The organism is Stomatobaculum sp. (assembly GCF_057248925.1).
In genome coordinates, this window is record NZ_DBHIHF010000016.1 from 17363 (window position 1) to 29936 (window position 12574).

Genomic DNA, 12574 nt, shown 5'->3' on the forward strand with positions numbered 1-12574 from the left:
TTCTCTTTTACTCCCTCGATAAAATCGTGACTTCGCGGACACCGCGCATTCCTTCCATCTGCTCCACCAGACCGGTGAGATCTTCGGTCTCCTGCCGCACCTCGAGCGAGAGCGAGACCGTTGCCATACCGTTTAACGGGATGGACTGGTGTATCGTGATGATATTCGCGTGAAAGCGCGCCACTGCTCCGAGAAGATCGGCGAGCAGTCCCGGCTCATCCAGAATTTCAATGGAAAGCGTGATTTTCTGTCCGCTCACCGTATCGCCGAACGGAAAGATGTCCTCTTTGTACTTATAGAATGAGCTTCTGCTGATTCCGGTCTGTCCGGTCGCCTCGCTGACCGACATGCCCCGGTTCGCCCGGAGCAGCCGCTTGGTCTCGACGACGCGGAGCAGAACATCCGGCACCGCCTTGCGGCGAACCACATAGTATCTACCCTCTTCTTCCATCTGTGCGCCCTCCGGATACAACTGTTTCTCACAGGGCGCATTCTAACACGCGGCGGCGGGAAGTGCAAGTTATCGCACGCAAATCCCGCTGTTTCCATCAAAAAATCCCGGCGCATCCGCCGGGATTCGTTGCATTAATCGTCGCTGCCGGCGCCCTTCATGTCCGGCTTGCCGAGGCTCACCCAGGTGAGATAAGCCGTCATAAAGTCGTCGAGATCGCCGTCGAGTACAGCGTCCACATTACCTGTCGAAAAGCCCGTGCGGTGATCCTTGACCATCGTATAGGGTTGTAACACATAAGAGCGAATCTGGCTACCCCAGCCGTTGTCCTTCACAACACCGCGAATCTCATCCGCCTTCTCCGCCTGCTGCTGCTGCTCGAGCATGTAGAGCTTGGCCTCGAGCATCTGCATCGCCTTGTCCTTGTTCTGGAACTGGCTGCGCTCGTTCTGGCAAGTCACGACAATACCGGTCGGCAGGTGGGTGATGCGGATGGCCGAGGAGGTCTTATTGATGTGCTGACCGCCTGCGCCGCTCGAACGGTAGGTGTCGACGCGAATATCGTCGGGGTTGATGTCGACATGAATCTCGTTCGAGAGCTCCGGCATAATATCGCAGGAAACGAACGAAGTCTGACGCTTGCCCGCCGCGTTGAAGGGCGAGATGCGCACCAGGCGGTGCACGCCGTGTTCGCTCCGGAGTCTTCCGTAGGCATTCTCGCCGTTAATCTGAATGGTCACGGACTTGATGCCCGCGACATCGCCGTCGAGGTAATCGAGCACCTCGATCGAATAGCCGTGACTCTCGGCCCAGCGCGTATACATGCGGTAGAGCATCGAGCACCAGTCCGAGGACTCCGTGCCGCCCGCGCCCGCATTCAGGCGGAGAATCGCATTGTTCGCGTCGTACTCGCCCGTGAGCAGCGTCTCCGCCTTCAGTGCCTCCAAATCGTGAATGAAGCCGTCCAGCATCTCCCGAATCTCCGGAATCAGCTCTTCATCGCCCTCTTCGTTGCCGAGCTCAATCATGTCCGCAATATCCTGATAGGCGCTCGAAAGCTTGTGAAAGCGCTCCACGGTGTCCTTCAGGCTCTTGTTTTCCCGCACGATTTTAGTCGACTGCTCCGGGTTCTCCCAGAAATTCGGCTCTTCCATCATGCGGTCAAGCTCTGCGATGCGTTTCTCCTTGTTCTCAAGGTCCAGGGAGCCCTCCACCTCCTGAAGCGGCTTCTGATAGGTGGAGAGGGTGTATTTCATATTATCTAATTCGACCAAAGCTGCCTCCTGTTATTAAAGCTGCACCGGTGTGGGGCCCTGCTCTCCGTTCTGCTGGAAGAGCTTCCGGCCGCAGCACTGCTTGAACTTCTTGCCGCTGCCGCAGGGGCAGGGATCGTTCGGCATAATCTTCTTCTGCTCGTTGACAATCGGCGCCTTCCGGAGGCCGCCCTCGTCCTTGTTCGTTCCGGTGATGACCGGTGCCTGGCGGCGCTCTAACTCATCCTGCCGCTCTAAGCGGAGATGGCAGAGCAGACGGACCGTGTCGTCCTCAATGCCGGCAATCATCTCCTCGAACATGTTATAAGCTTCCATCTTGTATTCGACCAGCGGATCTCTCTGGCCGTAAGCCTGGAGACCGATGCCCTGGCGAAGCTGCTCCATGTCATCGATGTGGTTCATCCACTTCGCGTCGATTGCGCGGAGCAGCACGACGCGCTCCACCTCGCGCGCATCCTCGGGTCTCGGGAACTCCTGCTCCTTCTTCTCGTAGAATGCAAGCGCCTGCTTCTGCAATTCGTCGAGCAGTTCCTTCTTCGTCATACCGACCTTGTCCTCGGTATACACGACAGGCTGCAGCGGGATAATCGAGAGCAGCAGATGGTTCAGCTCCTGGTAGTCCCAGTCCTTCGCGGGCGTGTCCTCGCCGATTGCGCGGTTCACGGCTCTCTCGACCACATGAGAGACCATGCTGAGAATGGTCTCCCGCATGTTCTCGCCGGTCAGCACCTTCTCGCGCTCTGCGTAAATCACTTCGCGCTGATCGTTGTTGACCTCGTCGTACTTTAAGAGCTGCTCGCGGATGCCGTAGTTGTTGGTCTCGATCTTCATCTGCGCCTTCTCGATTGCATTCGTGAGCATCTTGTGCTCAATGCGCTCGCCCTCCGGCACGCCGAGAGCATTAAACATACCGATCAGGTGCTCGGAGCCGAAGAGACGCATCAAATCGTCCTCGAGGGAGATGTAGAAGCAGGACGAACCCGGGTCGCCCTGACGGCCGGAACGACCGCGCAGCTGGTTGTCAATGCGGCGTGCCTCGTGGCGCTCGGTGCCGATGACGCGGAGACCGCCGAGACCTCTGACCTCTGCCTGGAGCTCCTTCGACTTCTCGCGTGCGCGCTCATCCATCACCGCGAACGCATCGGCATCATAGTTCTCGCTCTCGGGGTCGTACTTCTCTCTCTCTTCCTTCGGGAGCTCGTCAATCAAATCCTTCCGGATTGCCTCGAGGCTGCCGCCGAGCAGAATATCGGTACCGCGACCTGCCATGTTCGTCGCAATCGTGACCGCGCCCTTCTTACCTGCCTGGGCGATGATTGCCGCCTCTTTCTCGTGGTACTTCGCATTCAGGACTTCGTGCCGAATCCCCTCTCTCTTTAAGAGCTTCGAGAGCATCTCCGAGGTCTCGATTGTAATGGTACCGACCAGCAAGGGCTGTCCCGTCGCATGGTGCTCGCGGATGTCCTCGACGACCGCGTCAAACTTCTCTTTCTTGGTCTTAAAGACAGCGTCCGACTCATCCTTTCTCGCAACCGGCGTGTTGGTCGGAATCTCGATGACGTCCATGCCGTAGGTGTTGCGGAACTCCTTCTCCTCGGTCAATGCGGTACCGGTCATGCCGGCCTTCTTCTTGAACTTATTAAAGAAGTTCTGGAAGGTGATGGTCGCAAGGGTCTTCGACTCCTGGCGCACATCCACATGCTCCTTCGCCTCAATCGCCTGGTGCAGGCCGTCGGAGAAACGTCTGCCCGGCATGATACGACCCGTGAACTCGTCGACAATCAGAACCTCGCCGTCTTTCACGACATAGTCCTTGTCGCGGTGCATGAGCTCCTTCGCGCGGAGCGCCAGAATAACGCAGTGCTGAATCTCAAGGTTTTCCGGATCCGAGAAGTTCTCGAGGCCGAAGAACTTCTCGACTTTCGCGACGCCGTCCTCGGTCAGGTTCACAACCTTGTCCTTCTCATCGACCACATAGTCGCCGGTCTCGGTGATTTCCTCGCCCATAATCGCGTTCATCTTCGTGAACTCGCCCGAAGCCTCACCGCGCTCCAGCATATTGGCGAGCGTCGTGCAGGCATCGTAAATCTGCGTCGACTTACCGGACTGGCCGGAGATGATAAGCGGCGTTCTCGCCTCATCGATTAAAACAGAGTCCACCTCGTCGATGATGCAGTAGTCGAGGTTCCGGAGCACCTGCTGGTTCTTGTAGATGGCCATGTTGTCGCGCAGATAGTCAAAGCCGAGCTCGTTGTTCGTCACATAGGTGATGTCGCAGGCATAGGCTTTCTGTCTCTGCTCGGAATTCATCGCGTTGGTGACGACCCCGACCGTGAGGCCGAGGAAGCGGTGGATGCGTCCCATCCACTCCGCGTCACGCGAAGCGAGGTAGTCGTTGACCGTGACAATCAACACGCCCTTGCCCGCAAGTGCGTTCAGGTACGCCGGTGCGGTCGAGACCAGAGTCTTACCTTCACCGGTCTTCATCTCGGCAATGCGGCCCTGGTGCAACACAATACCGCCGGTCAGCTGTACCGGATAGTGCTCCATGCCGCCCTCATACGTTCCGTCCGCGCGCTTCACGCCGGTCGCGCGGCGCGCACCCTCGCGCACGGTCGCAAACGCTTCCGGCAGAATATCGTCGAGGGTCTCGCCCGCCGCGAGGCGATCTTTGAACTTTCCGGTCTGTGCCTTCAGTTCTTCATCGCTCATCGCGACCATCGTGTCGCGGAGCGATAAAATCTTGTCGACTTGCGGCTTAATCATCTTCAGTTCGCGCTGGCTGTGTGTTCCAAAAATACTCTCAATTAAATTCATGTTCCCGCTCTCTCCCGCTGTTCGCAGAAATAAAGTTTTGTTCGTCTTTTCCGTCCTGTAAAATCCCGTATATCCGTTCTATTCTATCACCTCTGTTTCTATTGCGCAATGGAGCGACTCTGCGTTATTTTTGTAGCTTTTTACTTCTCTTTTTCATGATTTATGCTATACTGAAATCAGCAACATCGCAGCATTTTCCGTCAAAGTGTCGGAAAATAAGCTGTGCATTCGCATCAAACTTGAAAGGAGCAGAACAGTATGCGTATCACCATTAGCGGAAGAAACGTGGATTTGGGCGACAGACTGAAGAATCAGGTGAACAAAAAGCTCGGGAAACTCGAGAAGTATTTTGCTCCCGATACCGAGGCGCGCGTTGTTCTGAGCCGCCGGAAGGATGCCGAGATTATCGAGGTCACGATTCCGACCCGCAACGGTTTTATCCGCGCCGAAGAGGCAACCGATGACTTCTTTGCCTCGATTGATCTCGCGGAAGAGACCATTGAGCGCCAGATTAAGAAATACAAGACGAAGCTCGCGGACAAAAAACAGTCCGCACTCGCCTTCTCCGATCTCTTCCTCGACGAGACGGAGGATGAGGCCGAGGCCGATCTTCGCATCGTGAAGAACAAGAAGTTTGAGCTTCACCCGATGACGCCCGAGGAGGCCTGCCTCCAGATGGAACTGCTCGGCCACGCCTTTTTTGTCTTCCTGAACGGAGACAGCGGCAATGTGGAGGTTGTCTACAAGCGCCGCGACGGCAGCTACGGTCTGATTGAGCCGCGTGTCTGAGCTTCCGCTCACCGTTCCACTTGTTTTTCCATTCCATCAGAAGCGAAAGAGGCCGCGCAGATGCGCGACCTCTTTTTTTTTGTTTGCGACTCGTTTTTCCTTGCGCCTTTCGCTTACGGCGCAGCTGCCTTCCGCTTATCGCCCGGAACGACCCAGCCGAGCGCGCGGCGCTTTGCCTTGATGTCCTCGACCAGCTTCTCCGCGAGTGCCTTCGGATCGGTGTCGACCACCATGACGGAACCGAGCGTCTCGCGGGTTCCCTCTTTCAGGAACTCAATCACATTCTTCGAGCCGTGAATCTGCGCTTCGACACAGTGATAGGAGTTGATCCCCATCAGGCGGAAGCCGAGCGAAGCGTCAATGCCCTTCTCGTTACTCCACTCCGGCGAGGTGAAGGCAAACGGCATCTCCGGCAGGGTCTTACCGAGCTCGTTTGCGATACCCGCAAAAATACCGGAGGAACGGGTATTGTCAATGCACTCACCGACATGCCAGACCGGCGGGAGGTCGGGCGAGAGGAATTTCCGGAGCGACTCGCCTGCCTTCGGCAGTCCGTCCTTCATATTGCAGTAGCCCATCTTCATGAGCGGGAAGGAGGCACAACCGTTCGTCAGAATCAGAATGTTATTCTTCAGGAGAATGTCCGCGACATCCAGCGCGGTCTTCTCGTAGAGCACCTTCGGGTTGTTGCAGCCGACCATGTTCACAATGCCGAGAATTTTACCCGACTTCACGGCCTCCGCGAGCGGTGCCATGCTACCGAAACGCTTGTGGACATACTCGACCGAGAAGCCGACCTCGGCATCCACCTCGTAAGGCGGAATGTAGACCGGAACACCCTTTCTGTTTTCAAAGCTCTCGATGGCGCGCTTCACAATGCGCTCCGCGAGCTCCCTAGTCTCACCGATGTTCGAATGATGATGATCGTACTCAAAGCGCTCCGCACCGGGCAGACGCGCCGACTCGGAAGTCGTGATAACGGTCGTTTGGAAGCACTTTGCAACCTCCATGATGGACGGGAACACGTCCTGCACGTCCGCAATCCAGAGATCCAGCGCGCCGGTTCCGAGCACCAGTTCCGCGGAGACCGCATTGCTGAGCGGAATCACACCGGCGTAGCGGTACATTGCAGAGAGACCGGAGCAGCAAATGCCGTAGAAGCGTATGCCCTTTGCGCCTGCCTTCTTTGCGAGCTCAATGAATTCTTCCTCCTGGCCGACCTTGACAATCTGACTGACCAGCGTGGGCAGATGACCGTGCACCGCGATGTTCACATAGCCCTTTTTGAGCGCGCCGATATTGACCTTCGAGGTCACGCGGTCGCCGACACCGAAGAGGCTGTCGGTCGCAATCGCGGTCGAGACAACGCCCGAGAAGGTAAAGGCAAGACCGCAGCGAAGGAACTGCTGCATAATGCTTCTCCAGTCGCCGTCCGTGCCGACACCGCTCTTATGATAGGCCTCAAAGACCTCGTGGTAGGCGCTGATCGGAATGATGTCCAAATCCTTCCAGACCTTTTGGCGCTCTGCCGGGGCACAGGCCTTGATGACCTCGTAGTCGTCCGGAACGGTTCTGGACATATCCGCGAGCAGCTTGTCCGCGAGTTCGGAGGCAATGCGCTTAATGCTTCTTCTCTCGGTCTTGATGCCGAAGGCCTTCGCCGTGTCGCGAATCTTCTGCTGACCGAGAATCGGAATATCGAGCTTGCCTTCCGCCGCCCACTTGAGCGACAGAATGACCTCTCTGCCGTGCATGCCGTGTTGCGCCGCACCGGCCGCCGCAGAGCGGAGCAGATTTCTCGCAACAATCAGGTCCGCATCCGCGCCGCAGATGCCCTTCGGGCTCTTCGGCGTAATCTTACATGGCCCCATGTTGCAGATTTTGCAGCAGATGCCGGCAAGACCGAAGCTACACTGCGGCTTCTGCTTGTCAAAGCGGTCAAAAGTCGTGTCGATGCCAAGCTGTTCCGCGCGGAGCAACATTTCGCGAACCGCCGGATCCGGCGTGTTGTCGATGACATCCTGCTTCGACGGGAAGGTTTTCTTGTACTCGGCGACCGCGTTCATGTAGTCGTGGATAAACTCGTTCTCATCCTGCTCATCCTGATGGTCCGCCTTCACAACCACCGTCGGCACACCGTGCTTGTCAAAGCCTATGATGTTTCTGTGGCTGTGGATGTGCGCGGGCCCCTCGTCATCGTGCACATGGCCGTGCGCATGCGTGTGCTCGTGCGCATGCGTGTGCTCGTGTGTATGCGTGTGCTCGTGTGTATGCGTGTGCTCGTGGCTGTGCGCATGTTCCTGCGCTGCCTCGTGACTGTGTTGTTCTCTGTTCTCTCCGCTCATGCTATCCTCATTTCCGTGGGCAAAACCTTTAAACCCTAACTACATACCTAATTACTAGGTAAGTGGTTTTCAACATTGTAAAGAAAAAGGGCACCGTTGTCAATTCAACGGTGCCCTTTTCGCAATTCATTTTATGAATGGATCGTTATCACTTACTCGAATAAGATAGACCGAACCATTGATTCCATGTCAGCCGGCTTGCAGCTCCGATTGTGCCGGATCTCCGCATGCTGTATTTCTTCGACCGCCGGCGGGAACGGAACCCCCGCCTTGTCGCGGAGCAGTTCGAGTACCGCAAAGTCATCGAGCTTGCTCACATCGCCCGCGATGGCTTCCATGACAGCCCGGGAGAACTTAAACGGGCTTGCCGTGCTCGCAATGACGGTCGGCGTCTTGTCGCCGCTCTCATTCCGGTAGTCCTCGTAGACCTTGGAGGCCACCGCCGTGTGCGTGTCGATCACATAGCCGGTCTTTTCATAGAGCGAACGAATGCGTGCCGCGACTTCTTCCTGTGTCGCATAGCCGCCCACAAAATCGCGGGTCGCCTGTCGCATTTCCTCGGTCACCGCATATTTTCCGCTCGTCTTGAGTGCTTCCATGAGTTCCCGGGGCTTTGCCGCATCGCAGCCCGCGCTTAAGTAGAGAAGACGCTCCAGATTGCTCGAAACCAGAATGTCCATCGAGGGCGAAGTCGTCAGAATAAAGTCGCGGTTTTTGTCGTAGACGCCGGTCTCAAAAAAGTCAAAGAGCACCTTGTTGTCGTTCGACGCGCAGATCAGCTTGTCAATCGGCAGACCCATGCGCTTTGCAAAGTAAGCCGCGAGGATATTGCCGAAGTTGCCGGTCGGCACGCAGACATTAATCTTCTCGCCTTCGGAAATCTTTTCCTCCTTCAGGAGCTCGAGATACGCGTGGACATAGTAAACAATCTGCGGCACCAGGCGGCCGATGTTAATCGAGTTTGCGCTGGAGAGCTGTACCTGTCTTTCCGCGAGCTCCGCCTCAAACGCGCGGTCGCCGAAAATCTGCTTGACCGCGGTCTGCGCATCGTCAAAGTTACCCTCGATGCTCACAACTGCCGTGTTATCGCCCTTCTGCGTGAGCATCTGGAGTTCCTGGAAGCGGCTCACACCGCCCTTCGGATAAAAGACCACAATGCCGGTGCCCGGGACATCCGCAAAGCCCGCCATCGCGGCCTTGCCGGTGTCGCCGCTGGTCGCGGTCAGAATCTCAATCTTGTTCGTGACGCCGTTCTTCTTCGCCGCCGTGGTCATGAGATAGGGCAGAATCGAGAGCGCCATATCCTTGAACGCAATGGTCTTTCCGTGGAAAAGCTCGAGGTAGTAGGCATCGTCCGCGTAGGTCAGCGGCGCAATTTCCGGCGTGTCGAACTTCTCATCGTAAGCGCCCTCGATGCAGGCGCGGAGTTCCTCCTCGGTATAGTCGGTGAGCAGAAGACGCATCACGCGATAGGCAACCTCCTGATACGAGGCATCCTTTAACGCCGAGAGCGCAAAATCAAACGCCGGGATCCGGTCGGGCATAAAGAGTCCGCCGTCCTTTGCGAGTCCTTTCAGCACTGCCTGTGACGCTGTGCAGCCGGTCTCGCCGCCCCGCGTGCTGTTATAAAGCAATTCACCCATTCTTCTGTCTCCTTACTTTCCAAAGATACGCGTATATCCGTTTAAAAACTTCTGCCGCCGCCGCCGTGCGAGCTACCGCCCGAACTCGTGTGTGTCGAGCTGCTGCCGTGCGGTCCGCTGCTGCGCCCGCCGCCGGAACCGCCGCTGCTGCGGCGTATGCGCCGCTCAACACGGTTTCGGTCAAGCAACCGGTCGCTGAGTTCGCCGAAATCGAAGGCAGCGCCGCTTGCCGCAATGATGCCCGCGACGGTCGAGGCGCGGCGCGCTTCTCCGTCCTGCATCTTATAGTTCCGCTTGACACCGGTTACCGCGCCGAGCGCCGCGACCAGAGAGGCCGCCAGAGACCCGAGCGCCGCGAGCGGCGACAGGTGTTTCTTTTTGGTCCAGACACCGCTCTCGGCGTCATACGCCCAGCCCTTCCGCTGCGCTCTGCGATACGAATCCTGAATGCCGTTTAGCACCCGGGAGGCGCTCTCCGCATAGTTACCCGACTTGACGCCCGGCGTGCCGAGATCCAGTAACTTCTCGATTTCACTGTCCGAGAGGAGCTGAATGCCGCCGCCCGCCGTGCTGACATGAATGCGGCGGTTGTCCATATCGATGAGATACAGAACACCGGATTTCTTTGCGCCGTAGCCGTAGCCGCCCTGATCGTAAAAATCGTCCGCATAGGCCTCGGCGCTCTTGCCCTCCGCCTGATTCGTGGTCACAACCACGAGATCCAGCTTCATTTTTTCCCGTTCCGTCGCAATCTGCCGCTCGAGCTCCTGCTTTTCCGTTGCGGTGAAGAGATTTGCCTGATCAAAGACGCGCGTCTCGGCCGCATCGGCCCTTGCCGGGGCAAGAAGCGCAAAAAACAGGAACAGCCAGGCGAACAGGACGCCGACCGGAATATGTCGTATGGTTTTTTCTCTCATGCCGCCTCCTCACGAAATGAAGTACATCAGCGCGAGCAGCGCGATAAACAGCGGTATGAAAATTGTCAGAAAATAGCGGAACAACTTACCGTTGTCCACCGGCAGCTCGCCGACCACCTTGCCGCTCTGCCCGTTCAGCGAAAAATAGTAGAGTTTGGAGGAACCGGGCTCGCGATAGGTCATGGTCCAGACCGGCATCAGCGCGTACTCGAGCTTCTCGTGGTCAAGGCTTACATTCCCGGCGTCGACCGGAAGTCCCTGGTACATCGAGACCGAATTCCTGAGGCTCGCAAGCGCGTAGCGCGACACCTCCTCGCGGGTCTCTGCCTGAATCGCGTCGCTCTCCATGTCCCGCCGCTCCGCGACGAAACCGGAGAGATAGCTCGGCGAAAACGGCTTCAGGTTCTCGGTCGCAAACGGCTGCACGCTCTCGGCCAGCACGCGGTTTGCCTTTTTCAGGGCATTTCGCGCGACCATCTTCACCGGCAAATCGCCGTGCCGCTCAATCTGATACTTGCTGGTCACAATTTCCTCGATATCGCCGCGCTCGTGATGTTCCACGCGCGTGCCGACGCCTTGGAGGTTCGAATGCGCCTCACAGCTATACAGCAGATAGGGGAAGTAGACCCCCGTAAATTTCTCAATCTGCTTCTCATCGTAGAAGGCGCGCGGCACAAATTTTTTCTTCTTGATCCAGGCACCGAAAATGTCAAGCGCTTTCTTCCGGTCAATCGCAAAGGGCAGCACATACTGCGGCTGCTCCGCACCGGAGAGACGTCCGACCAAAACCACCGGATTGTGGCAGTAATAGCAAAATGTCGCCGCCGTGCTCTCTTCTGTCACAATCACAGCGCCGCAGTTCGGGCAGTTGTACTGAACCAGCTCATCGCGCGCGGCAGCCTTTTCCTCGGCTGCCTGCCCCTTTGCGGCCTCTGTCGCCTCCCGCTGTTCATAGAGCGCCTTAATCTTCTCTTCCGTAAAATCCGAGCTGCAATACGGACAATGAAAGCCGCCCTTTTCGGGGGCGTAGACGAGCTCGCCCCCGCAGTTCGGGCACTTATAGGATATGCTTCCTGCCATGATCTGCCTCAGTCCTTACGGGCGCGGATTGCCGCATTCCGTGCAGAACTTACCGCTGTTCTCCGCGCCGCAGTTCGGGCACTTCCAGGCGCTGCTCTCCGGGCGCTTCGCGCCGCACTCGGTGCAGAACTTGCCGGTGTTGTCCGCGCCGCAACTCGGGCACTTCCAGCCGCCGGCCGCAACCTGCGAAGCCGCCTGCATCTGCTGTGCCTGTGCGGCAGCCTGAGCCTGCGCCTGTTGCTGCGCCTGCTGCTGCATCTGCATCTGCTGGTAGTTGGTATTGCTCGCCTGCCCCATGAAGCCCATGCCGGCGTTCATGCCCATGCCGACACCCATCATGCCGACAGCGCCGCCGTTCGGATTCTCGCCCGCGGAGCGAATGCCCTGTGCGATCTGCCCCTGCACAAAGCCCTCGCGAATCGTCGCGTCGGAGAGCATGGCACCCTGGTTCCGCATGTTGATGAGCTCCTGCGACTGATCGTCATAGGAGAGACCGTCGACACCGATCTCGACCAGCTCGAAACCGCGGGGACCCCATTTCTCATCGAGCTCGGCATCGACCTCGGCGTTCAGTCTGTCCTTGATCTTCGACTGAATGAAGGAGATGCGCTCGCCCTCCGCGGAGAGCTTGTTGACCGAAATCTGGAAAGCCTGCAGGAACTCCGCGAGATACTGCTCCGCAACCTCGGAGAACTGCAGATGCGTCGCGTCGCGCGGAATGACCTCCGCATAGAACTGCAGCGGATTCGTGATGCGAATCGAGTAGTGACCGTGTGCGCGGAGAAAGAGCTCTGCGTTGTAGAAGGTATCAAAGTAGTTCATCGGCGTCGGTGTGCCGAAACGATTTCCCTTGATCTCCTGGAGGTTGATGAAGAACACCTGCTGCTTGCCGGACGGCACACCGCCGAACTTGATACGATTGAACGCATCACCGAGCGACTCACCGAACTGTCCGTTGAAAAGCGAGGGGGCACTCGAATTGTTGACGGTATAGTAGCCCTCTTCCGCCGTGTAGTCGACAATCTTTCCGCCGTCCACCAGCATCATGAACTGATTCTTCTGGACGACAATGCGGCTTCCGTTGCTCACATAGTCCGCACTGCCCTTCGTGTTGGAGCCTTTGCCCGGGCGAACCGCCTTCGCACCGGTAAAAACGGTGCCTTCGCCCATCTCGTCCGCTTCGAGGAACTCAAGCCACTGATCCGCAAGACCGCTGCCGATTGCGGAAACTGCTGCTTTGATAAGACCCATATCACAC

9 protein-coding genes are annotated in these 12574 nt (G+C 57.5%); 1 reads left to right on the forward strand and 8 read right to left on the reverse strand.

Features of this window, described 5'->3' with window-relative positions; all coding sequences use genetic code 11:
* Positions 1-7 precede the first annotated feature (7 nt).
* From ACO4XG_RS07105 to secA, 3 genes are all read right to left on the reverse strand, one after another.
* On the reverse strand, positions 8-451 hold the full coding sequence (locus ACO4XG_RS07105; protein WP_009533472.1) for an ACT domain-containing protein: 444 nt from the start codon (positions 449-451) through the stop codon (positions 8-10).
* Positions 452-585: 134 nt separating this feature from the next.
* The gene (prfB, locus tag ACO4XG_RS07110) at positions 586-1725 is read right to left on the reverse strand and encodes a peptide chain release factor 2 (RefSeq protein WP_308509294.1); all 1140 of its coding nucleotides are present in this window, start codon (positions 1723-1725) and stop codon (positions 586-588) included.
* A gap of 15 nt (positions 1726-1740) precedes the next feature.
* Positions 1741-4542: a preprotein translocase subunit SecA gene (gene secA, locus ACO4XG_RS07115; protein ID WP_308509295.1), complete on the reverse strand. Its 2802-nt coding sequence runs from the start codon at positions 4540-4542 to the stop codon at positions 1741-1743.
* Between the two features lie 258 nt (positions 4543-4800).
* On the opposite strand from secA, the gene hpf reads away from it, so the two are divergent.
* The gene (hpf, locus tag ACO4XG_RS07120) at positions 4801-5331 is read left to right on the forward strand and encodes a ribosome hibernation-promoting factor, HPF/YfiA family (protein ID WP_308509296.1); all 531 of its coding nucleotides are present in this window, start codon (positions 4801-4803) and stop codon (positions 5329-5331) included.
* 113 nt (positions 5332-5444) lie between these two features.
* Here the strand turns inward: hpf and cooS are convergent, their stop codons facing one another.
* The 5 genes from cooS to ACO4XG_RS07145 all read right to left on the reverse strand — a co-directional run bounded on the left by cooS (position 5445) and on the right by ACO4XG_RS07145 (position 12567).
* A complete protein-coding gene (gene cooS, locus ACO4XG_RS07125; RefSeq protein ID WP_308509297.1) occupies positions 5445-7676 on the reverse strand; it encodes an anaerobic carbon-monoxide dehydrogenase catalytic subunit in 2232 nt (743 codons plus the stop codon).
* Between the two features lie 152 nt (positions 7677-7828).
* A complete protein-coding gene (gene thrC / locus ACO4XG_RS07130) occupies positions 7829-9319 on the reverse strand; it encodes a threonine synthase (RefSeq protein WP_308509298.1) in 1491 nt (496 codons plus the stop codon).
* 41 nt (positions 9320-9360) lie between these two features.
* Positions 9361-10236, reverse strand: coding sequence for a TPM domain-containing protein (locus tag ACO4XG_RS07135; RefSeq protein WP_308509299.1), 876 nt, complete (start codon positions 10234-10236; stop codon positions 9361-9363).
* 9 nt (positions 10237-10245) lie between these two features.
* Positions 10246-11316: a TFIIB-type zinc ribbon-containing protein gene (locus ACO4XG_RS07140; protein ID WP_308509300.1), complete on the reverse strand. Its 1071-nt coding sequence runs from the start codon at positions 11314-11316 to the stop codon at positions 10246-10248.
* A 15-nt stretch (positions 11317-11331) separates the two neighbouring features.
* The gene (locus ACO4XG_RS07145) at positions 11332-12567 is read right to left on the reverse strand and encodes an SPFH domain-containing protein (RefSeq protein WP_308509301.1); all 1236 of its coding nucleotides are present in this window, start codon (positions 12565-12567) and stop codon (positions 11332-11334) included.
* Positions 12568-12574: the final 7 nt, after the last annotated feature.